Raw genomic sequence first — 20,542 nt, forward strand, 5'->3', positions numbered from 1 at the left:
ACTAGGGTGACGCGCATGGCCTCCCGTACGCCGTCGCCGACGGCCGACCGCGCAGCACGGACCTCCGCATCCGCCCGGGCGGCGGCGGGCGAACGGCCGCGTCGGCGGCTGAGCGTGGACGAGCGGCGGGAACAGCTGATCGCCGTGGCGCTGGAACTGTTCAGCCGGCGCCCGCCGGAGGAGGTGTCGATCGACGACATCGCCGCCGCGGCTGGTGCCTCCCGGCCGCTGGTGTACCACTACTTCCCCGGCAAGCAGGCGCTGTACGAGGAGTCGCTGCGGCGAGCCGGGCAGGAGCTGTCGGCCCGGTTCGAGGAGCGCATGGAGGGGCCGCTGTCGGAGCGGCTGTACCGGGTGATGGGCCGCTACCTGGACTTCGTGCAGAGCCACGGGCCCGGCTTCGCCGCACTGCTGCGCGGCGGCTCGGTGGCGGCCAGCGCGGGCACCTCGGCGGTGATCGACGACGTGCGGCGGGCCGCGCAGGAGCAGATCCTGGCCCATCTGGCCATCCCCGCGCCGAGCGTCGGACTGCGGCTGACCGTCCGGGCCTGGATCGCCAACGCCGAGATCACCTCGCTGGAGTGGCTGGCCGAGCGCACCGTGCCGCTGGAGGAGCTCCAGCTGCACCTGGTGCAGGAGTTCGTCGCGGCGCTCGCCCTCACCGCCGCCCGCGAGCCGGTGCTCGCGGCCGAACTGGCCACCTTCTTCGCCGACGAGCGCCGGGACGGCCCGACCGGACGCCTGGTGCGGGACCTCGCCGGGCTGTTCGCGGTGCCGGGGATCGTCGAGGCGGTCACCGCGCTTGCCGCGGACGCCCCGGAGGACGGGTCCGCGCAGGCCACCGGCGCCGCCGCCGAGTGACCGGGAGCGGTCGTCCGATTTGATCATCGGGTCATCCTGCGGTTCGGTCAGGACAGTGGGCTCTGATAGGAATGAGCCGGGATCTGACGACACGCCGCCGCGGCGGGCCCGGTCCCACCCGAACCACCGGCGGCAGACGGAGCAGAGCGGGGGGCTCACCAGGTGACCCAGGACGTCCAGTTCAGCGCGGAGACCAATCCCTTCGCGGCAGCGGAGCAGGTCTGCGCGACCCTCGGCACCCTCACCGACGCCCTCTTCGACGAGCAGACCTCCCGCCATCCGGCGGCCTCGCTGAGCGCCCCGCGGACGGTCGGACACCCCGCCGCCGAGGCGCTGTTCGGCCTGCCGCTGGCCCCCAACGGCCCGGTGCACAGCGCCCTCGGCCGGCTCGGCACGGTCACCACCGCGGGCACCGCCCGTCCTGGCACCGGCGCGCGGCTCACCGACCGGGTGGTCGCCGCGCTCCAGACCCGCTACGGCGGCGGCGCGGTGCGCGGTGCCATCGCCGACCGGGGCACCACCTCGGCCGCGCTCTTCCAGCTGCCGGTCACCGGCGAGTTCGCCGACGCCAAGCTGCGCCCGCCGTTCGCCCCGGCGCTGGCCGCGCTGGCAGCCGGGCAGCAGACCCGGCAGCCGGTCGAACTGCCCACCGGCGCGGGCACCGAGGTCCGGCTCGTCGTGCCGCCCGGCTTCCACGCCCTGACCTCCCCCGGCGGCCCGCCCGGCGTCTCCGTCCGCACCGTGCCGCCGCTGCCCGACGACGCGGGGCGGACCGACGGTGCCGCCCCGGCCACCGTGGCGGCCGCCGAGGAACTGGCCCGGCACCTGGCCGAGGTCTCCGAGGAACTGTTCAGCGCCACCGGCCCGGAACCCCGGCGGGACTTCGCGGTGATCTCCGCCACCCTCGCCGACCTGGTCCGCGACGCGGGCGTCGTGTACGCCGGCGTCTGCGCCCTGGAGCTGGACGACCGTGCCTCGGACGCCTCCCTCGTCGTCTCGCTCGCCCGGCACCCGCTGCCGATCACCGCGCTCGCCACCGAACTGGCCACCGTCCGGCGGCACGCCGAGGTGTGGACCGTCCTGCTGCCGGCCGGGCCGGCCGCCGTCCTGGTCGAGGGCCGGACCGTCCCGGTGCCGGGGCCGCTGACCGCCGACGGGCAGCGGCGCTGGGTGGTCACCTCTGCCGTCCAGGCCTTCGTACCGCTGCCGGACGGCGGGACGGTGCTGTGCGCCCAGCTGTCCACGGCGCGGCCGGAGGACTGGGAGCTGTACACGGAGGCGTTCGCGGAGCTGCTGAAGAGCATCCAGTTCGGCTGGGACGGCGTACCCGCGCCGACCGCTGTGGCCGGCCACGTTCCGGCGCCTGCGCCCGCTCCGGCGTCGACACGGGATTCCGCTCCGGCCGTCGAGGAGGTGCCGGAGACGGAGGAGGTGCCGGTGCACCTGCGCGGCACGCCGGTACGGGTGCCTCCGGCGGACTTCAACCCCTTCGCGCCGGTCGCGGAGGTCTCAGCCGCCACCGAGGGCGGCGCGGGGCCGGGCGCCGGGGGCCGGCCGAAGGGCACGCCGGTGATGATCCCGCCGCCGGACTTCAACCCCTTCGCCTTCGGCGACCTCCCGGAGCTGTCGGGCGACGCGCCCGCCGCCCGTCCCGACGAGGCCGCTCCGGTCACCGCGGTCGCCGACCCGTTCGGCACCACGGTCGCGGGCGAGCAGAAGGCCGACCCGTTCGGCACCACCGTCTCCGCTCAGGGGCCGGCCGTCCCGCCGCCGCCCTCGATCCCGCCGGTCGTCCCGGCCCCGGCTCTGCCCGCCGCCGAAGCGGCGGAGCGGGGTCCGGAGCAGAGCGAGAGCGAGGAAGAGCCGGCCCCGCGCAAGGGCACTCCGGTGATGATCCCGCCGCCGGACTTCAATCCCTTCGCCTTCGGAAGCCTTCCGGACCTGTCCGCGGCCGAACCGGAGCCGGCGGACGAGGCGGACGCCGAGCCGGAGAACCGCCCGTTCGGCTGAGCCAGGGCCGGAGCCGGGGTATCGCTGTGCAGGGACGCGACGAACAGGCCGCAACGAACAGGTGACAGCCGACAGATTTCAGCGAACGAAAGCTGAAATCTGTTATCTGTTATCTGTCGGCTGTCGGCTGTTCGCCGCCACCCGCTACCCGTCACCCCGCCGCTCGATCACCGAACCGACCCCGTCCAGCATCCGCGCCATCCCGAACTCGAACAGCGCCTCCAGGCTCATGTCGATCTCCGGCCCCCGGTTGAGCGCGTCGAACATCGGGAACTGCTCCGGATTCGCCATCAGCCGTTCGTGGTCCTCGTCGTCCACGCGCTCCATCCACTCGTCCGCGGACAATCCGCTGTCCTGCTCGGCCTGGGCCTCCCGCTCGAAGTGGACGGCCAGCCCGCACACGAACGCCGCCAGGGCCACAGCCGTCTGGGCCATCTCCTCCCAGCTCAGCCCCCGCCCCGCCAGGACGGCCATCGACCGCTCGGTGTGCAGTGCGGCGTCCGGCGCCAGGACCGGCCGGGTGAAGGACATCGTGGAGGCCAGCCACGGGTGCCGGCGGTAGATCCGCCACTGCAACCGGGCGACCGTCTCCAGCCCCTCCCGCCAGTCCGACGCCGGCGGCTCGGACAGCGGCTGCTCGCCGAACGCCATGTCCATCATGAACCGCAACAGCTCGTCCTTGCTGGGCACATGGCGGTAGAGCGACATCGTCGCGACCCCCAGCTCGGTCGCCACCCGGCGCATCGACAGCGCCGCCAGCCCCTCCTCGTCCGCCACCCGGACCGCCGTCACCACGATCCGCTCCCGGGTGAGGTCGCGCTCGCCGCCGGCCCCGACCCGCCGCGCCCCGGCGGGCTCGGCCAACGAGCGCCCGTCCCCGTGCGCTGTCTGCTGCGGCATCTCACGCGACGGCCGTTGCGGCGCCGGCTGGGACTGCCTCGCCCGGCCCACCGCCGGCTCCGGCTTCCCGGCCACCACCGTGCCCACCCCCGGGACGGCCCGGACGAGCCCTTCCTCCCGCAGACGGTTCAGCACCTTGGTCGCCGTGGCCATCGCGACACCCCACTCCCGGGTGATCCGCCGGGTGGAGGGCAGTCGAGCCCCCGGCGTCAACTCCCCCACCACGATGCGCCGTCGAAGCTCGGCCGCGATCCGCTCCGAGGGACTCCCGCTCTCAGTCACCCAATCCCCCCACCCACCGACCGATCAACTGCCGCGGCACCGAACCTGGTTGAAACACGAGGCATCAACCACCGTCCACCACCGCCAAGTTCACCAACGACCCGTAACCCGCAACCCGCGACCCAGTCCGGCCGAGCCAACCGCTCCCGACCCCGCCCCCGGCCGCGCCCCCGGCCTCAGCCCGCCCGCCGAGCCAGGTGCACCACGTCCGGCACCCCTCGGGCCACCGGAATCTCGTGCGTCACCACGTCCGAGAACCCCGCCGCCCGCAGCACCTCCTCGAAACCCGCCGAAGGCCGCGCACTCCACACTGCCAGCACCCCGCCCACCTCCAACCGATGCCACAACACCGCGAGCCCGTCCGCGCCGTACAGCCCGTCGTTGGACTCGGTGACGGTCCAGTCCGGCCCGTTGTCGATGTCCAGGCACAGCGCGTCGTAGCGCGCGCCGTCCGCCGCCGCGAGGTACTCCAGCAGGTCGGTGTGGAGCACCTCGACCCGCTCGTCGTCCAGCGCACCACCCGAGAAGGCTCCGAGCGGGCCGGTCCGGTGCCAGTCGATGATCGCGGTCTCCCGCTCGACGATGGCGATCCGTCCCCAGCGCGGCTCGGCCGCCGCGTACGCCAGCGAGAAGCCGACCCCGAGGCCCCCGATCAGCACCGACGGCCGCTCTGCCCGGTCACCGGCACGAGCGCCGGTACGGTCCAGCTCGTCGAGGGCGGCCTGCACCAGCAGCCGCTCCGAGCGCCCGTCGGCGGTGTCCATCAGGAAGCAGCCGTTGGCGATGATCTCGAAGTCCCGACCGCGTTGCCGGAGCACCACCTCGCCGTACGGGCCCTCCCGCCGGTCGAGCGTGACGACGGCCTCCTGGCCGTCGCGTCCGGGCAGTGCGGTGGTCATCCGTCCTCCTTGGCGAACCCGGGCGACCGCAGGCAGGTGCAGGCAAACACCGGCGGACTCGGGCGAATTCGAATGCGGGGCCGCCCTGCCCGTACGGGCAGGGCGGGCACCCGCCCGACAATAGCCGAGTCCGCACCCCGGCCCGTCAGGTCGTGACCAGCACTCCCGCGTACGAGACTCCCGCGACGACCACCCAGGAGCCGAGCCCGAGCAGGGCGATCCGCCCGCCGGTGCGCGCCATGGTCGGCAGGTGCACCGCACTGCCGAGGCCGAACAGCGCGGCGGCCAGCAGCAGGTTCTGGGCGTCCGCGGCGAGGCCGAGCGCCCGCTCGGGCAGCACCCCGGTGGTCCGCAGGGCGATCATCGCCAGGAACCCCGCCACGAACAGCGGCACGATCGGCGGACGGCGGCCGGTCCTCGCCGACTTCTCACCCGCCCCGCCACCGAGCGCGCCCCCCGCAGCCCCCGCCCCCGTACCCACACCCACGGCAACCGCCGAGGCCATCGCGGCCGCCCGCAACCGCCGCCGCACCGCCACGGCCACCCCCGCGACCAGCGGCGCCAGCAGCACCACGCGCATCAGCTTCACCAGCACCGCCTCCCGCAGCGCCCCGGCCCCGCCGGTCTGCCCGGTGGCGACCACCTGCCCCACGTCGTGCACGCTCGCCCCGACCCAGCGCCCGAACTCCACCTCGCCGAGCCCGAGCGGGTGCTGGAGCAGTGGCAGCACGGCGATCGCCAGCGTCCCGCACAGGGTGACCAGCGCCACCGAGGCCGCGACGTCCTCCTCCTCACTGCCCGCCGCCTGGCTGACCGCGCCGATCGCCGAGGCCCCGCAGATCGAGTACCCGGTGGCGACCAGCAGCGGCTGGTCCCCGGGCAGGCCGAGCCGCCGGCCCAGCCAGAGCGTGCCCGCGAAGGTGGCCGCGACCACGGTGAGCACCATGGCGACGGTGGCCCAGCCGAGGCCGAGCACGTCGCCCAGGCTGAGCTTCAGCCCGAGCAGGACGATCCCGAGCCGCATCAGCCGCTTCCCGGCCGTCGACAGCCCCGGCCTGGCGATCCCGCGGACCACCGGGCGCAGCCCGGGCAGGTGGGCCGCCAGCATGCCGAGCAGCACGGCGGCGGTGAGCTCGGGCACGGCCGGAACCAGTGCGTGGACCCCGAGGGCGGCGGCCACCCCGAGGGCCGCGAGCAGCAGGCCGGGAACGTCCCCGCGCAGCGGGGGCAGCGAGCCGGTGCGCACGGCGCGCTGGCGGAGGGTCAGTGCCACGCCGCGCTCACTGCTCCCGGTCGGCGGGCAGCCGGTAGACCCGCCGGATGCTGGTGCCGAGCCGCGAGACGTCCGCCCCGTACACGTGGATGGAGATCGCCGTGCTGCTACAGGAGTTGCGCACCAGGTGGATGTCGCCGGGCGGGGCGAAGGCGGCCACGGTGCCGGCCGGGCCGGCCACGTGCTCGGTCTCGACCAGTCGGGCGGTGGGGCCTTCGGAGACCAGCCGGTAGCGAGTCTCGCTCTCCTGCCCCTGGTGGACACCGGCCACGCACCAGGAGACGTGGTCGTGGATCGGGGTCTGCTGCCCGGGCAGCCACACCAGGGCGACGACGGAGAAGCCGCCGTCCTGCTCGGCGTGCAGGACGTGCTGGCGGTAGCGCTGCGGGTCGCCCTCGCGCTGGGCGGCGGTGAGCAGCGCGTCGGACCCGTCCGGGGCGGCGAGCAGGTGCGGGGCGAGGCGCTCGCCGACCAGGTAGGCGGTGAGCTCCGGCGGGAGTCCGCGGTCCACGACGGCGCGGATCTCACTGATCAGCGCGGTCATCCGCTCGGTGAGCCGGTCGCTGCCGACCGTGATTGAGGGTGTCATGCCAACAGGTTCGAACCCATCGACCCATCACGTCCAAGGAGGGTTCCTAAGCAATCCCCCCATCAATGCTTATGGGTCAGCAGCCGACCCGGCTCGCCGCCGCCTGCCGGAGGTGGTCCAGTACCAGCCCGGTGGCGGGGAGCCGACGGTGCTCGCGCAGCACGTACGCGCTCACCTGCCGCCGCAGGTGCGGTTCGACGGCCCGCCCGGTGACCTTGCGGTGGCACATGAAGGAGAGCACCAGCGCCGGCATCAGCGCGATCCCGACCCCGGCGGCGACGAGCGACTGCACCGCGAGGTTGTCGTCGGTGGAGAACACGATGTCCGGTGCGAAGCCCTCCTCGGCGCAGACGTGCAGCAGGTTGGCCCGGCAGCGCGGACAGCCGGCGATCCAGCGCTCGCCGTCGAGGTCGGCCAGCCGTACGGCGTGCCGGCGGCCGAGCGGGTGCCCGACCGGCAGCAGCACGGTGAGCAGGTCCTCCATCAGCGGGATCTCGTCCAGCCCGTCCGGCACCTCGGTGGCCCCGCCCGGGTAGCGGAAGGCCAGTGCGATGTCGCACTCCCCGCGCAGCAGCCGCTGGACGGAGTCCGGCGGCTCGGCCTCCAGCAGCTCGACCCGCACGCCGGGGTGCTCGGCCAGCAGCCGGGCCATCGTCTCGGGTATCAGGGTGGCGTTGGCGCTGGGGAAGGCGCAGACCCGTACCCGGCCGGCGCGCAGCCGGGCCAGCGCGGCGAGCTGCTGCTGGGCGGCGGACATGCTGCCGAGGATCAGCTCGGCGTGCCGGGAGAGCGCTTCGCCCGCCTCGGTGAGCCGCAGTCCGCGTCCGGCACGGGTGAACAGCGGGACGCCGACCGCGCGTTCGAGTGCCTTCATCTGCTGGGTGATGGCGGGCTGGGTATAGCCGAGCTCACGGGCGGCGGCCGAGTACGAGCCGGCCCGGACCACCTCGTGGAACGTCCTGATGTGCCGCGAATCGAACACCGGCTCCATGATCCCTCCTACCCGACCCACCGACTCCGGTCAGCGCCCCGCGGGCACCCTTCGGCGTCCGAGAATCATAAGAGGAATTTGGAGGTACCGGCCCCGACCCCACCCGCACCTTTGATTCAGCCCCGAACCAGGCTGCTCACTGCTGCGCCGACGGCGGCAGCCCCATCGACACCCCGGCCTTCACCACCGGCGCCCCGCCGCGCATGCTCGGACTGCGCCGGCTGCGCCGCTCCACGAAGCGGGCGAGCCAGGAGAGCAGCAGACACATGCCGATGTAGATCGGCGCGATCACCATCACCACCGGGATGAACGGCAGGTCGTAGTCCAGGTTGGTGGCGATCAGCTTGCCCGCGTGCAGGAACTCCTCGTAGGTGATCAGGAAGCCCAGCGAGGTGTCCTTCAGCGCGACCACCAGCTGGCTGATGATGGCCGGCAGCATCGCCCGGACGGCCTGCGGCACCAGCACGTAGGTCATCACCTGGGTCTTGCGCATCCCCAGCGCGAACGCCGCCTCCCGCTGCCCCCTGGGCACCGCGAGCACACCGGCCCGGAACACCTCGGCCAGCACCGAGCCGTTGTAGAGCACGAGCCCGGAGACCAGTGCCCAGAGCGGCTGCACCTTGAGCGCGACGAAGACGAAGAAGATCATCACCAGCACCGGCATCGCCCGGAAGAACTCCACCACCAGCGTGGCGAACCAGCGCACCACGCGGTGGTCGGAGAGCCTCCCGGCGGCGAGCAGCGCGCCGAAGGGCAGCGCGAACAGCACCGTCCAGCCGAAGGCCTTCAGGGTGTTGCCGAGCCCGCGCAGCAGCAGGTCCTGCACGCCCCGGTACTCGAAGGGCTGCCACTTGGCGGACGTGAACTGGTGGGTGTGGAACAGCATGTAGACCACCCAGCCGATCACCGCCGCGATCAGCAGCAGCGCGATCCCGCCGTACAGCCGGTGCCGGGCGAGCGCCTTCGGTCCCGGGACGTCGTACAGCGCGGAGGATTCGACCGTCATCGGGACACCGCCACTCGTCGTTCCAGCAGGTTGAAGACGGCGCTGACGGCCAGGGTGATGATCAGGTAGCCGACGGCGATCCAGACGAAGGTCCAGATGATGCTGTAACCCAGTTCGTTGATGGTCCGGTAGGTGCCCAGCAGTTCGGTGACGCTGAACGAACCGGCGATCGCGGTGTTCTTCGCCAGCGCGATCATCACACTGCCGATCGGCGCCACCACCGAGCGGTACGCCTGCGGCAGCACCACCAGGCTCATCGTCTGCCCGAAGCTCATGCCGAGGCTGCGGGCCGCCTCACCCTGCCCGGTCGGCACCGTGTTGATGCCCGAGCGCATCGACTCGCAGACGAAGGCCGAGGTGTAGCAGCCGAGCGCAAGCACCGCGAAGGTGTAGAAGGGCATCGTGATGTCGAACCGGGGCAGACCCAGCACCACGATGAAGAACAGCAGGGTCAGCGGCGTGTTGCGCAGCAGCGTCACCCACAGCGTGCCGAACACCCGCAGCGGCTTGACCGGCGAGACCCGGAAGCCCGCGATCAGCACGCCCAGCACCAGCGCCAGCACGGCGCTCACCACGAACAGCGAGAGCGTGCCGAGGAACCCGTCCCAGTAGGTCGACCAGTTGTCGGTCAGCGTTTTCACGGCGCGGCCCTCTCAGTACCGGTCGATCTGCGGCGGGGTCGGCGCCGGCTCCCCGGAGAGGCCGAGCGTCGCCTCGAAGGCCCTCTGCCAGTCGCCGTTCCGCATGTGGTGCTCCAGCGCGTCGTTGATCGCGCCGCGCAGCACGGTGTCGTTCTTCGGCACCCCGATCCCGTACGGCTCGGTCGAGAACAGCGGGCCGACCACCTTGAGCTCGTCCGGCACCTTGGCCGCGTAGCCGAGCAGGATCGCGTTGTCCGTGGTCACCGCGTCGACCTGGTTGGTGATCAGGTTGTCCACGCAGGCCGAGTAGGTGTCGTAGCCGATCAGCCTGGCCTTGGGGAACTTCGTCTGGATGCGCTGGTACGGCGTCGAGCCGGCCGCCGAGCAGACCTTCTTGCCGTCCAGGTCCTCCGGGCCGTGGATGGTGGTGTTGTTCTTGCGCACCAGCAGCGACTGCCCGGCGATGAAGTACGGGCCGGAGAAACCGACCAGCTTCTTCCGGTTGTCGTTGATGGTGTAGGTGCCGACGTAGTAGTCCACCTGGCCGTTCTGCAGCGCGGTCTCGCGGTTGGCCGAGGCGATGGTCTTGAACTGGATCCGGTCCGGCGGGAAGCCCAGCGAGGCGCCGACCATCTTGGCGATCTCGATGTCGAAGCCGGAGTACACCCCGGTGGCCGGGTTCTTCTGCCCCAGGTACGGCTGGTCCTCCTTGGCGCCGACCACCAGGTGGCCCCGGCTGCGGGCGGCGTCCAGGGTCGGGGAACCGGTGATCGCGGAGGCGTCCTGCACCTGGTAGCTGGGCAGGGCGCTGGGCTGCGGGCCCTTGGGCGGCGGGGTGCCAGGCTTGCCGCAGCCCGCCGCCAGCGCGGTGAGCAGCAGGACGGCGGCGAGCACGCGCCCGCCCGCCCGCGCCCGCGCCGCCGGCCTCCTCGCGGGCCCCGGCACGGGCGTCGTCTGACGGTTCACGGCGCCGCCTCAGTGCTTCAGGATCTTGGACAGGAAGTCCCGGGCGCGCTCGCTCTCGGGGGCGCCGAAGAAGTCCTCCGGGGCTCGGTCCTCGAGGATCCGGCCGTCGGCCATGAACACCACCCGGTTGGCGGAGGCCCGGGCGAAGCCCATCTCGTGGGTGACCACGACCATCGTCATGCCCTCGCTCGCGAGCTGGCGCATGACGTCCAGCACCTCGTTGATCATCTCGGGGTCGAGTGCCGAGGTGGGCTCGTCGAACAGCAGCGCCTTGGGATCCATCGCCAGCGCGCGGGCGATCGCGACCCGCTGCTGCTGCCCGCCGGACAGCTGGGCCGGGTACTTGTCGGCGTGCGCGGCGAGGTCCACCCGCTCCAGTAACGCCCGGGACTTGGCCTCCGCCTCCGCCTTGGACCGGCCGCGGACCTTGATCTGGGCGAGCGAGACGTTCTGCAGCACGGTCCTGTGCCCGAACAGGTTGAAGGACTGGAACACCATGCCGACCTCGGCGCGCAGCCTGGCGAGGCCCCTGCCCTCCGCGGGCAGTGGCTGGCCGTCGATCAGGATGGTGCCGTTCTCGATCGGCTCCAGCCGGTTGATCGCCCGGCAGAGCGTGGACTTGCCGGAGCCGGACGGGCCGATGACCACGACGACCTCGCCGCGCCCCACCGTCAGTTCGATGTCCTGCAGCACGTGCAGGTCCCCGAAGTGCTTGTTGACCCCGCGCAGCTCGATCAGTGGGGTGAAGCCGGAGGAACCGGCCGGGGCCGGCCCGGGAGCTGCGGTCACTTGTTGCGCCGTCCCTTGAGCAGCCAGCCCAGGGCGACGCCCGCGATCAGGGTGGCCAGCAGCGCGATCCAGAGCGGCGCGGTGACGGTGAAGACCCAGAACTGGATCTTGACCTTGTCGAGGTTGGCGAACAGGAACCACACGGCGAGGACGACGATGACGCCGATCCCGATGTAGCGCGTGGGAATTCCGCCGATCTCACCGCGCGAGGATCGGGACGAGCTGTCTGAAATCTTGGTCACCGGAGCAGTCTGCGGGCCGGAGCACCGATTTGCCCGGCTACGCGCCCTTACGGGCCAGGGAGTAACCCGTACGGGTCAATCCGACCCGTACGGGTTTGACAACACTCCGACCCGCCGATCAAGATCACCTGTCCGACCGGCCGCGACCTCTCGTCCCGCCCACTACCGCTCGTCCCGCCAGGACCGCCAGAGCGCCGCGTACGGTCCGCCGGCCGCGACCAGCTCCGGGTGGCTGCCGTACTCGCTGATCCGCCCGCCCTCGACCACGGCGATCACGTCCGCGTCGTGCGCGGTGTGCAGCCGGTGGGCGATCGCGATGACCGTCCGGCCCTCCAGCACCCTGGAGAGCGAGCGCTCCAGGTGGCGCGCGGCCCTCGGGTCGAGCAGCGAGGTGGCCTCGTCCAGCACCAGGGTGTGCGGATCGGCCAGCACCAGCCGGGCCAGCGCCAGTTGCTGGGCCTGCGGCGGGGTGAGCGAGGTGCCGCCGGAGCCGACCTCGGTGTCCAGGCCCTCCGACAGCGCGTCCACCCAGCCCCCGGCGTCCACCGCGTCCAGCGCGGACCGCAGCTCGGTGTCGTCCGCGTCGGGTGCGGCCAGCCGCAGGTTGTCCCGCAGGGTGCCGACGAAGACGTGGTGCTCCTGGTTCACCAGGGCGACCTCCGCACGCACCCGCTCGGCCGGCATCCGCGCCAGCGCCGCCCCGCCGAGGGTCACGCTGCCGCGGCCTGGCGCGTAGATCCCGGCCAGCAGCCGGCCGAGGGTGGACTTGCCCGCCCCGGACGGTCCGACCAGCGCGACCCGGCTGCCCGGGGCGACGTCCAGGCTGATCCCGTGCAGGACGTCGGCTCCCTCGCGGTAGCCGAACCGGACGTCCTTCGCCTCCACCCGGCGACCGTCGGGCCGGACGGACTCGTCCCCCTCGTGCTCCGGCACCTCGCGCACGCCGACCAGCCGGGCCAGCGAGGCCTGGCCGATCTGGAGCTCGTCGTACCAGCGCAGGATCAGGTCCACCGGGCCGGTCAGCATCTGCGCGTAGAGCACGCCGGTGGTCAACTGGCCCACGGTGATCCAGCCTCGGATGGCGAACAGCCCGCCGAGCACCATGGTGGCGAGCACCGCCGAGGTGTAGACCGCGTCGATGGTCGGGAACCAGACCGAGCGCAGCCACAGCGTGTAGCGCTCCCACGCCAGCCACTCGCGCAGCTTGCGGTCGGTCAGCCGGACCCGCTGGTCCCCCAGCCGCAGCGCCTCGACCGTCCGCCCGGCGTCCACCGTCTCGGCCAGCACGTTGCTCACCGCCGCGTACCCGGCCGACTCGCTGCGGTAGGACTGCGGCGCACGCCGGAAGTACCAGCGCGAGCTGACCAGCAGCAGCGGCAGCCCGACCAGCGAGGTCAGCGCGAGCAGCGGCGAGGTGACCAGCAGTGCGCCGAACACCAGCAGCAACGACACCAAGGCGACGGCGAGTTCGGGAACCGCCTCGCGCACCGACTTGTCGAGCCGGTCGACGTCGGTGGTGCCCCGCGAGACCAGGTCCCCGGTGCCGGCCCGCTCCAGCACTCCCGTCGGCAGGGCCACCGAGCGGACCAGGAAGTCCTCGCGCAGGTCGGCCAGCACCCGCTCACCGAGCACCGCGCCGCGCATCCGCGACCATCCGGTGAACGCGGCCTGTGCCACCAGCGCCAGCAGGTACCAGGCGACCGCCACCGTGACGGTGGACCCGACGGTGCCGGTGGCCGGCGACTCGACCAGCCTGCCGAGCACCCAGGGCCCGACCAGCCCCGCCACCGTGGCGACCGAGTGCAGCCCCACCACCGTGGAGAACCCGGCGCGATGCCGCCGCGCGAGCAGCATCAGATAGCCGCGCACGGCGGCCGGGGAGCCGACCGGCAGGGTGGCGGCCGGCCCCTGCTCCTCGTGGACGGGGGGCTTCATGACGTACTCCTCGCTTGCTGCCTGGAAGGGAAGTCGACGACGGTCCTCATACGGCCCCACCCACCGGCTGAACCGCCTCCTCCTCGCGGGTGACCACGACCCGGTAGGCCGGCTCGCTGCGCATCAGCTCGCGGTGCCGCCCGGCCGCCGCGACCCGGCCCTCGTGCAGCAGCACCACCCGGTCCGCCTGGTCGAGCAGCAGCGGGCTGGTCGCGAAGACCACGGTGGTGCGGCCGGCCCGGACGCCCCGCAAGCCGGTGGCGATCATCGACTCGGTGTGCGCGTCCACCGCACTGGTGGGCTCGTCGAGCACCAGCACCGGCGGGTCCGCCAGCAGCGCTCGGGCCAGGGCGAGCCGCTGGCGCTGGCCGCCGGAGAGCGAGCGCCCGCGCTCGGTGATCCGGGCGAGCATCGGGTCTCCCCCGCACTCCGGGGAGCCCTCCACCAGGGCCGCCAGCACGTCCTCGGACCTGGCCGCCGCCAAGGCCTCGGCGGCCGGGACCCGCCCCGAGGACGGGATGTCGAACAGCTCGGCCAACGTGCCGGAGAGCAGCACCGGCTCCTTGTCGTGGACCAGCACCGCCGCCCTGGCCTCGGCCAGCGGCACCGCGTCCAGGTCCGTGCCGCCGAGCCGCACGGAGACCCGGGCCCGTTCGCCCTCGGCCCGCGGGACGTGGCCACCGAGCCGCTCGGCCAGCGTCCCGGCGAAGTCCGGGTCACCGCAGACCACCGCGGTCAGCTCTCCCGCCCGCGCGGTCAGGCCGCTCTCCCGGTCGTACAGGTCGGCCTTCTCCGGCCTGGCCGGCGTGACCCGCCCGGCCGACCCGGTCGGCGGGACCGGCTGGGCCTCGGCCGCTCCACCGGTCCGGTCGAGCGAGAGCACCCGGACCGTCCGCCCCGCGGAGACCCGGGCGACGCTCCAGGCGTGCGCGGCCTCGCCCAGGATCCGCAGCGGCGCGGCCAGGAACGCCGTCGCGCCGTACACGGCGATCAGGGTACCGACGGCCAGCTCGCCGGAGGCCACCAAACGGGCGCCGTACCAGGTGACGCCGACCACGAACAGGCCGGGCAGCAACACCTGCTGCGCCTGCATCAGCGACCAGATCCGGGCCGAACGGACCGCCGCCACCCGGACCTTCTGGGAAGCGGCCCGGTACCGGTCCAGGAACAGCTCCTCGCCGCCGATGCCGCGCAGCACCCGCAGCCCCGCGACCGTGTCGGCCGCCAGCTCGGTGGCCTTGCCCCCGAGGGCCCGCTGCTCCTCGTAGCGCCGCTCGAACGGCCCGATCAGCGGCCAGACGGAGGCCGCCAGCACCGGAACACCGAGCAGCACCCCGGCTCCGAGCACCGGATCGACCACCAGCACCGCGACGCTGACGGCCAGCCAGACGGCCACCGCGGACCTCACCCGGGCGACCAGCTCGACGTACCAGCCGATCCGCTCGACGTCCCCGCTGCCCACCGCGACGACCTCGCCGGTGGCGATCCGGCGGGACAGCCCGGCCCCGAGATCCGAGGCCTGACGTGCCACCAACTGCCGCACGTGGGTGGCCGCGTGGATCCAGTTCCAGACCGCCTGACGGTGCGCCAGCACGGCGCCGAGCGCGGCGCCCGCGCCCAGCAGCAGGAGGAGGGCGCCGGCTCGCCAGATTCCGCCGGAATCACCGTCCACCGCGGCCTGCACACCGAACCCGAGCGGCACCGGCAGGGCGGCCTGACACCCCATCTCGATCAGCGTCCAGCAGGTGGCGAGCAGTTGCCCGCGGCGCTGGCTGCGCTGCAACCACCGCAGGAAGGCGAGGGGCGAGGAGAGGTCGGGACTGCCGGGATCGGCCAGCGGCAGGGGGGTGAGCAGCATGACACTCCGATACGAGCGGTGCGAGGGTGCGAGGGCGCGGGAGCACGAGGAAGCAGGGTGCCGGGGCACACGGCGTGCGTGACGGCCAGGCGACGCAGCGGCCCGCCGGCGCGGCAGCACGGCGACGTCGACGACGCGTCCGGCGGAGACACCGGACGGAAACGGGATGGGCACGAAAGGCCGGGAAGTCAGGAGGTCATGGCCGCGAGCCTGCCAAGCCCCGCGCGATCCGCGCAACGGGTTTTCCGCCGCGGCCGCCCGGCACCCCCGCACTCCCCCACCCGTCAGGACCCGCACGCCCCCCGCGCGCCGGCTCCGCACGCCCTGCGCACACCCCCCTCACACTCCCGCGCCCGGGCTCCCACCAGGGCATTCTCCGTCCCTCCTTCGTCCGGTAGCCGCCCCGGGCAAACCCCCGCAAAGCTTCACCCAAGATTCGCCCGTTCGGCGGGAACAATCACACCCGGGCACCAGTTGCCCCCACTGGAACAACTGGACGACCAGGAGGGCACCCCTTCCCGTGAGCATCATCCCCACCGTCACCCTCAACGACGGCGCGCAGATCCCGCAGCTCGGCTTCGGCGTGTGGCAGGTCCCGGACGCCGAGGCCACCCCCGCCGTCCGCGCCGCGATCGAGGCGGGCTACCGCTCGATCGACACCGCCGCGATCTACGAGAACGAGACCGGCACCGGCGCGGCGATCACCGAGGCACTGGCGGGCGGCGTGGCCCGCGAGGACCTCTACGTCACCACCAAGCTGTGGAACTCGGGCACCCGCGACTGGTCCGGCGAGCAGGGCCGCGACGCGGTGCTGCGCGAGTTCGACGCCTCGCTGGCCAAGCTCGGCCTCGACTACATCGACCTGTACCTGATCCACTGGCCGCGCCCGATGCACGGCAGCTACCCGAACGTGTGGAAGGCCTTCGAGCAGCTGAAGGCGGACGGCCGGGTCAAGTCGATCGGCGTCTCCAACTTCGGCACCGAGCAGCTGACCCGCCTGCTGGACGAGGCCTCCGTCGCCCCGGCCCTGAACCAGGTGGAGCTGCACCCGTACTTCCCCCAGACGGAGCTGCGCGCCTTCCACGCGGAGCACGGCATCGCCACCGAGGCGTGGAGCCCGCTGGGCCAGGGCAAGGACCTGCTCGCCGAGCCCGCACTGGTGAAGGTCGCCGAGAAGCACGGCCGTACGGTCGCCCAGGTGGTGCTGCGCTGGCACCTCCAGAGCGGTGTGATCGCCATCCCGAAGTCGGTCACCCCGTCCCGGATCCGCGAGAACCTGGACGTCACCGGCTTCGAGCTGGACGCCGAGGACCTCGCGGCGATCGCCGCCGTGGCCACCGGCAAGCGGATCGGTCCGGACCCGCAGGAGTTCGACTGGAACTGACACCAGGTCCGGGGGCCCGGCCCCCGGGCCCTCCGCCGGTCTGACGTCCGGTCATGCGAAGACCGCCCGCACCCTCTTCCGGAGCGGGCGGCCTTTGGCGTACCCCGATCCGCCGGAGCCGACGGCCGTGGGACCCCGGTGTTTTGGCGAATCGTTTTGGCTACTGCGGCGAAAGTTTGACCTAGAGCCTGGCCGCCTTCGCGATGAGCGCGAGTGCAGCCTCGTGCTCCTCCACTTCCAGCGGTGCCAGCAGCAGTCGCTGGACCTCGGCCACCCCAGCGGCCGAGCGGTGCAGCAGGTCCTGTCCCGCCGGTGAGAGCGAGAGCAGGTTGCGCCGTCCGTCCGAGGGGTCGCGCCGGCGCTGCACCAGACCACGGCGCACCAGCCGGCTCACCATCTCGGCCATCGTGGCCTTGTCCAGCGAGGCCAGCTCGCCGACCGTGCGCTGGTCGGCGCCCGGTTCCAGCTCCAGCGCGTCCAGCACCGCGTACTGCGGAGCCGTCAGCTCGGCGCCCACGTGCTCCGACCAGAGCTTGGTGTGCACCTGCTGGCTCACCCTGATCAGGTAGCCGATCGCCCGCTGGGCGTCCAAGATCGGCCGCGCGTCGGTGATGACGGCGACCGCCGCGGGTTCCAGCCTGGCTATCTTGGCCATCACCCGGACGATCTCGACCTGCTCCTCCGCCACGAGCGGTTCGAACAGGACGCGCTGCACGCGGACCACACCACCGGTGGCCTCGCGCACCGCCTGGGCGCCGCTCTGCGAGAGCGCCAGCAGCTTGCGCCGGCCGTCGGCCGGGTCTCGCCTGCGCAGCACCAGGCCGCGGCGGACGAGCCGCGCGACCATCTCCGCCATCGTGGCCTTGTCCAGCGAGGCGCGCTCGCCCACCGTCCGCTGGTCCGCACCCGGTTCGAGGGCCAGGACCAGCAGCACGGCGAACTGCGGAGCCGTGAGATCGGCTCCGACGTGTTCGGACCACAAGCGGGTGTGAACCTGCTGTGCCACGCGAATGAGGTGTCCGGGCGACTGCTGCAGTCGCGCAGACACGCGGGTTGTCGGGATCTCCCCCAGCACCATGTATCCGTCCCGATGTCACACCCGGTGTGTGTGGGACACCCGGGTGGGGCAGTAACGGCGAGTGGGCGTCCAGCTATGAGGGAGGGCGCTCCAGCCGTGCAGCCGGTGGCTGCTGGCGGACACTATACAAACGGCGGGCCCTTGCTGGCAGGCAGGGGCGGATAGTAGACGCAGGTTCGGCAACATTGGCATATTTACGAGCTGCGAAGGCCTTGCAGTAACCCGTTCTCAGCAGAAAGCCGACCGGTCGGTCCTTACCCACCGTCACCTGCGTCTCTCGTCCCTGGCCGCCCTCCCTACCCGCCGGTAGGGTGTGGCCACCCTCACCGGGGGTTCTCCCCGGAAGGCAATCCAGAGAGAGACGAGAGCGAGCATGACCGAGCAGAGCACCGCCCCCCGGGTCGCCGTCGTCACCGGCGCGGCCCGCGGCCTGGGCGCCGCCACCGCCGCCCGACTGGCCGCCGACGGCTACGCGGTCGCCGTCCTGGACCTGGACGAGGCGGCCGGCCAGGAGACCGTCGACCGGATCACCGCCGCCGGCGGCCGGGCCCTGGCGGTCGGCGCCGACGTCTCGGACGCCGAGCAGGTCCAGACCGCCGTCGACCGCGTGGCCGCCGAACTCGGCGCCCCGGTCGTGCTGGTCAACAACGCGGGCGTGCTCCGCGACAACCTGCTCTTCAAGATGTCGGAGTCCGACTGGGACACGGTCATGAACGTTCACCTCCGCGGCGCGTTCCTGATGACCCGCGCGGTGCAGAAGCACATGGTCGACGCCGGTTTCGGCCGCATCGTCAACCTGTCCTCCTCCTCGGCCCAGGGCAACCGCGGCCAGGCCAACTACTCGGCCGCCAAGGCCGGTCTCCAAGGCTTCACCAAGACTTTGGCCATCGAGCTGGGCAAGTTCGGGATCACCGCCAACGCGGTCGCCCCCGGCTTCATCGCGACCGACATGACGGCCGCCACCGCGGCCCGGGTCGGCATGGACTTCGAAGACTTCAAGCGGGCCGCGGCCTCTCAGATCCCGGTCCAGCGGGTCGGTCGGCCTGAGGACGTCGCCCACACCATCTCGTTCCTCGCGAGCGAGGGCGCAGGCTTCGTCTCCGGCCAGGTGATCTACGTCGCGGGCGGCCCCCTCGACTGAGCACGGAACCTACACAGGGTTACCACGGAGTGGGAAGCCGGTCGCACCGGCCTCCCACTCCGTTTCCTTTACCGGGGCTTTTGCAGAATCATTCGACCACCACACTGACATTCGATACCGGAATAGGGGAAATCACCCAGCGGACCGTCCGGGGTCGACCCGATTGTCGATTTCCCGGGAAAATGACAATTACCACCGGAATAGCCCTGTCCGGATGGGTAAGGTCACCCCGTGCAATCCAGAAGTACCCCCGTTCCCTTTCCGCGCCAGGGGCCGGAGCGCCGCACCGCCCAGACCGGCAGCCGGGTGCGCCCCGCACCCCCCGGCACCCTCACCCCGATCGGCCCCGACCACCGCGAACCCGGCTGGCCCCCGATGAGCCGACGGCAGACGGCCCTGCTCGCCGTCACCCTCGGCGGGTACCTGCTCGTCCTGGCCGGAGTCCTGCTGAACACCGCCCTGGTCGACCTCGACTGGTCGGTCCGCCTGCTGCGCCCCTACGAGCGGTGGCCCCGGCTGGAGCCGCTGCTCGACACCTGGGTGGTCGCCGGACAGCGCGGCCCGTCGGCGATCGCGGCCTTCGCCTGGCTCGGCTGGCGGGCCCACAGGATCGGCAGACTGCGCCCGCTGCTGGTCATGGGCATCGCACTGCTGTTGCTCAACGTCACCGTCGGCGCGGTCAAGATCGTCACCGGCCGGCTCGGCCCGCACTACGCCCAGTACGTCGGCTCGCCCGAGCTGTTCTCCGGCGGCACCATCTTCCCCTCCGGCCACACCGCCAACGCGGTGGTCACCTGGGGCGTGCTCGCCTACCTGGCCGTCCGCTGGCGGCGCACCGGCGCGCTGATCGCCGCCGCCACCGCCTGCTCGATCGGCCTGACCACGGTCTACCTGGGCACCCACTGGGTCACCGACGTGCTGGCCGGCTGGGCCGCAGGACTGCTCGTCCTGCTCTCCCTGCCGCTGCTGGAACCCCTGGTCGCCGCGGCCGAACGGCGCCTTCACCGGCACTTCGTCCACCGCCACCCGCCGTACCGGTCCCGGGCCGCACGGGTACCCGCGCAGCGCGACACGAGCCCCGCGGCTACCCCTCCCAGCTGCGCTCGACCACACCGTTGCGCACCGCGAGGTTGAGCCGTCCCTGCCGGTACTCCATGGTCATCAGCTCCCCCGGCTCCAGCACCCGGACCGAGGCCCAGCCGTGCCGCCGGGCCAGCTCCCTGGCCCGCTCGATCCGCAGCCCCGCGTAGCCCTCGGCGTCCTCGCCGGCCGCACCCGACCCCGCCGAACCCCTCGCGTCCGGACCCGACATCGCGCCTCCCCCGGCTCTCGTCCTCGGACGTACGCTGGAATCGTAGCCCGACCCGCGCGGTCCGGAGGTGAACGGCATGCGCACCACCACCCCGCGACGGTGGCGCAGCGGCACCGAGCCCGCCACCGCCCGCAGCGCCCTCAGGCTCCGCTACCTGCTCTCGCTCACCTTCACCCCGCTGTTCGCGCTGGCCACGGTGGGCTTCGCCGTCTGGGCTGCCGCCGCTCCCGCCCACGGCGCACCCGGCCGGGGCACCCTCACCGGCTTCGCGGTGGCCTGCGGCCTGCTCACCCTGTTCGCCGCCGTCGACCTGGTGGTGGTCATCCGGCGCCGCCGGACCGAACTCTGACGCGGTGTCTCCCACGGAGTGGGAAGCCGGGCCGGC

20 protein-coding genes are annotated in these 20,542 nt (G+C 72.8%); 6 read left to right on the forward strand and 14 right to left on the reverse strand.

The features are described 5' to 3' along the window. Positions 1-15: 15 nt before the first annotated feature. The gene (locus tag ACIQOW_RS23140; protein ID WP_401087816.1) at positions 16-861 is read left to right on the forward strand and encodes a TetR/AcrR family transcriptional regulator; all 846 of its coding nucleotides are present in this window, start codon (positions 16-18) and stop codon (positions 859-861) included. 162 nt (positions 862-1,023) lie between these two features. Continuing rightward, positions 1,024-2,871, forward strand: a complete 1,848-nt coding sequence (locus ACIQOW_RS23145) for a hypothetical protein (RefSeq protein WP_401087818.1) — start codon at positions 1,024-1,026, stop codon at positions 2,869-2,871. 144 nt (positions 2,872-3,015) lie between these two features. Here the strand turns inward: ACIQOW_RS23145 and ACIQOW_RS23150 are convergent, their stop codons facing one another. From ACIQOW_RS23150 to ACIQOW_RS23205, 12 genes are all read right to left on the reverse strand, one after another. Further along, a complete protein-coding gene (locus ACIQOW_RS23150) occupies positions 3,016-4,053 on the reverse strand; it encodes a TetR/AcrR family transcriptional regulator C-terminal domain-containing protein (protein ID WP_401087820.1) in 1,038 nt (345 codons plus the stop codon). A 176-nt stretch (positions 4,054-4,229) separates the two neighbouring features. Beyond that, positions 4,230-4,952: a spermidine synthase gene (locus ACIQOW_RS23155; protein ID WP_401087822.1), complete on the reverse strand. Its 723-nt coding sequence runs from the start codon at positions 4,950-4,952 to the stop codon at positions 4,230-4,232. 145 nt (positions 4,953-5,097) lie between these two features. After that, positions 5,098-6,219, reverse strand: a complete 1,122-nt coding sequence (locus ACIQOW_RS23160) for a YeiH family protein (protein WP_401088171.1) — start codon at positions 6,217-6,219, stop codon at positions 5,098-5,100. A gap of 13 nt (positions 6,220-6,232) precedes the next feature. After that, entirely contained in the window at positions 6,233-6,814 is a 582-nt protein-coding gene (locus ACIQOW_RS23165) for a cysteine dioxygenase (protein ID WP_401087824.1), read from the reverse strand. Positions 6,815-6,890: 76 nt separating this feature from the next. Next, a complete protein-coding gene (locus ACIQOW_RS23170) occupies positions 6,891-7,796 on the reverse strand; it encodes a LysR family transcriptional regulator (RefSeq protein ID WP_401088173.1) in 906 nt (301 codons plus the stop codon). 145 nt (positions 7,797-7,941) lie between these two features. Further along, positions 7,942-8,811 carry an amino acid ABC transporter permease gene (locus ACIQOW_RS23175; RefSeq protein WP_401087825.1) on the reverse strand — a complete coding sequence of 290 codons (870 nt, stop codon included), beginning with the start codon at positions 8,809-8,811 and terminating at the stop codon, positions 7,942-7,944. Continuing rightward, a complete protein-coding gene (locus ACIQOW_RS23180) occupies positions 8,808-9,452 on the reverse strand; it encodes an amino acid ABC transporter permease (protein WP_188297898.1) in 645 nt (214 codons plus the stop codon). The genes ACIQOW_RS23175 and ACIQOW_RS23180 overlap by 4 nt, the downstream gene beginning before the upstream one ends. A gap of 12 nt (positions 9,453-9,464) precedes the next feature. Next, positions 9,465-10,346, reverse strand: coding sequence for a glutamate ABC transporter substrate-binding protein (locus ACIQOW_RS23185; protein ID WP_401088175.1), 882 nt, complete (start codon positions 10,344-10,346; stop codon positions 9,465-9,467). A gap of 81 nt (positions 10,347-10,427) precedes the next feature. After that, positions 10,428-11,156 carry an amino acid ABC transporter ATP-binding protein gene (locus ACIQOW_RS23190; protein ID WP_401088177.1) on the reverse strand — a complete coding sequence of 243 codons (729 nt, stop codon included), beginning with the start codon at positions 11,154-11,156 and terminating at the stop codon, positions 10,428-10,430. A 47-nt stretch (positions 11,157-11,203) separates the two neighbouring features. After that, the gene (locus ACIQOW_RS23195) at positions 11,204-11,449 is read right to left on the reverse strand and encodes a LapA family protein (protein WP_188297899.1); all 246 of its coding nucleotides are present in this window, start codon (positions 11,447-11,449) and stop codon (positions 11,204-11,206) included. A 162-nt stretch (positions 11,450-11,611) separates the two neighbouring features. Then, positions 11,612-13,384, reverse strand: a complete 1,773-nt coding sequence (locus tag ACIQOW_RS23200; RefSeq protein WP_401087827.1) for an ABC transporter ATP-binding protein — start codon at positions 13,382-13,384, stop codon at positions 11,612-11,614. Between the two features lie 46 nt (positions 13,385-13,430). After that, entirely contained in the window at positions 13,431-15,242 is a 1,812-nt protein-coding gene (locus ACIQOW_RS23205) for an ABC transporter transmembrane domain-containing protein (RefSeq protein WP_401087829.1), read from the reverse strand. A gap of 520 nt (positions 15,243-15,762) precedes the next feature. Between ACIQOW_RS23205 and ACIQOW_RS23210 the strand changes: the two genes are divergently transcribed. Further along, complete coding sequence (locus tag ACIQOW_RS23210) at positions 15,763-16,626, forward strand: aldo/keto reductase (protein WP_401087830.1); 864 nt, start codon at positions 15,763-15,765, stop codon at positions 16,624-16,626. Between the two features lie 181 nt (positions 16,627-16,807). On the opposite strand, the gene ACIQOW_RS23215 is transcribed toward ACIQOW_RS23210, so the two are convergent. Then, a complete protein-coding gene (locus ACIQOW_RS23215; RefSeq protein WP_317620182.1) occupies positions 16,808-17,632 on the reverse strand; it encodes a MarR family transcriptional regulator in 825 nt (274 codons plus the stop codon). 445 nt (positions 17,633-18,077) lie between these two features. Here ACIQOW_RS23215 and fabG point away from each other — a divergent pair, with 445 nt between their 5' ends. Together fabG and ACIQOW_RS23225 are read left to right on the forward strand one after the other, a co-directional pair. Then, positions 18,078-18,845 carry a 3-oxoacyl-ACP reductase FabG gene (fabG, locus tag ACIQOW_RS23220; RefSeq protein WP_401087832.1) on the forward strand — a complete coding sequence of 256 codons (768 nt, stop codon included), beginning with the start codon at positions 18,078-18,080 and terminating at the stop codon, positions 18,843-18,845. Between the two features lie 231 nt (positions 18,846-19,076). Beyond that, entirely contained in the window at positions 19,077-19,979 is a 903-nt protein-coding gene (locus tag ACIQOW_RS23225; protein WP_401087834.1) for a phosphatase PAP2 family protein, read from the forward strand. Here the strand turns inward: ACIQOW_RS23225 and ACIQOW_RS23230 are convergent. Beyond that, the gene (locus ACIQOW_RS23230) at positions 19,930-20,157 is read right to left on the reverse strand and encodes an I78 family peptidase inhibitor (protein ID WP_188297904.1); all 228 of its coding nucleotides are present in this window, start codon (positions 20,155-20,157) and stop codon (positions 19,930-19,932) included. The two genes, ACIQOW_RS23225 and ACIQOW_RS23230, sit on opposite strands and share 50 nt — an antisense overlap. A gap of 76 nt (positions 20,158-20,233) precedes the next feature. Here ACIQOW_RS23230 and ACIQOW_RS23235 point away from each other — a divergent pair, with 76 nt between their 5' ends. Then, entirely contained in the window at positions 20,234-20,506 is a 273-nt protein-coding gene (locus ACIQOW_RS23235) for a DUF6343 family protein (RefSeq protein ID WP_401087836.1), read from the forward strand. Positions 20,507-20,542 lie beyond the last annotated feature (36 nt).

Source organism: Kitasatospora sp. NPDC091335, from assembly GCF_044757205.1.
In the GTDB taxonomy this organism is placed as follows: Bacteria; Actinomycetota; Actinomycetes; order Streptomycetales; family Streptomycetaceae; genus Kitasatospora.

Excerpts from the sequence above, each read along its gene's own strand:
- ACIQOW_RS23165 (WP_401087824.1), bottom strand. The coding sequence starts at position 6,814 with ATGACACCCTCAATCACGGTCGGCAGCGACCGGCTCACCGAGCGGATG.
- ACIQOW_RS23235 (WP_401087836.1), top strand. The coding sequence starts at position 20,234 with ATGCGCACCACCACCCCGCGACGGTGGCGCAGCGGCACCGAGCCCGCC.
- ACIQOW_RS23140 (WP_401087816.1), top strand. The coding sequence starts at position 16 with ATGGCCTCCCGTACGCCGTCGCCGACGGCCGACCGCGCAGCACGGACC.
- ACIQOW_RS23175 (WP_401087825.1), bottom strand. The coding sequence starts at position 8,811 with ATGACGGTCGAATCCTCCGCGCTGTACGACGTCCCGGGACCGAAGGCG.
- ACIQOW_RS23205 (WP_401087829.1), bottom strand. The coding sequence starts at position 15,242 with ATGCTGCTCACCCCCCTGCCGCTGGCCGATCCCGGCAGTCCCGACCTC.
- ACIQOW_RS23200 (WP_401087827.1), bottom strand. The coding sequence starts at position 13,384 with ATGAAGCCCCCCGTCCACGAGGAGCAGGGGCCGGCCGCCACCCTGCCG.
- fabG (WP_401087832.1), top strand. The coding sequence starts at position 18,078 with ATGACCGAGCAGAGCACCGCCCCCCGGGTCGCCGTCGTCACCGGCGCG.
- ACIQOW_RS23155 (WP_401087822.1), bottom strand. The coding sequence starts at position 4,952 with ATGACCACCGCACTGCCCGGACGCGACGGCCAGGAGGCCGTCGTCACG.
- ACIQOW_RS23230 (WP_188297904.1), bottom strand. The coding sequence starts at position 20,157 with ATGTCGGGTCCGGACGCGAGGGGTTCGGCGGGGTCGGGTGCGGCCGGC.